Source organism: Streptomyces sp. URMC 123 (genome assembly GCF_051386515.1).
In the GTDB taxonomy this organism is placed as follows: Bacteria; Actinomycetota; Actinomycetes; order Streptomycetales; family Streptomycetaceae; genus Streptomyces.
Map to the genome: position 1 here is coordinate 1 of NZ_JBPQTV010000670.1, position 741 is coordinate 741.

1 protein-coding gene is annotated in these 741 nt (G+C 72.9%); it reads left to right on the forward strand.

Annotated elements, in window-relative coordinates:
- Positions 1–598 (forward strand): polyprenyl synthetase family protein (locus tag ACSNOD_RS31560; RefSeq protein WP_436770497.1); only part of this gene is annotated, 598 nt, incomplete at its 5' end.
- Positions 599–741 lie beyond the last annotated feature (143 nt).

Here is a 741-nt window from a genome sequence, read left to right on the forward strand (position 1 = left end):
CGAGGCCGTCCGCATCCAGGCGGAGGCGTTCGAGCGGCTGGTCACCGGCCAGATCCTGGAGACCGCCGGGCCGCGCGACGGCCGCGACCCCATCGAGCACTACCTCGACGTCATCGCCGGCAAGACCGGCTCGCTGATCGCCGTCTCCGGCCGCTTCGGCGCGATGATGTCCGGCGCGGACGAGAGCGTCGTGGACATCCTCACGCAGTACGGGGAGCGGCTCGGCACGGCGTTCCAGCTCGCCGACGACGTCCTGGACATCGCCAGCGACAGTCACGAGTCCGGCAAGACGCCCGGCACGGATCTGCGCGAAGGCATCCCCACGCTGCCCGTGCTCCACCTGCGTGCCGCGGCGGCCGCGGGTGGCGCGGCCGACGACCTGGAGCTGTGCGAGCTGCTCGACGGCGACCTCACGGACGACGGCCGGCACGCGGAGGCGCTGCGCCGGCTGCGGGCCCATCCGGCGCTCGACCGGGCGCGGCTGGACACGGTCCGTTACGCGGAGGAGGCGCGGCTCACGCTGGCGCCGTTGCCGGCGTGTGCGGCGAAGAGTGCGCTCGAAGGTCTGTGCGATGCGGTGGTTCATCGCGCGGGTTGACCTCCGGTCAGGTTTGCGCGACGTCCCCGCTTTTGGTCGTCCGTGACGTGACCGTCGTCGACGTGACCGTCACGTGCTTTTCCCGCGCCTTCGACGCGCCCCCCTTCCCGCCCCGCAGGGGCGGGGTCTTTTCGGCGGCCTGC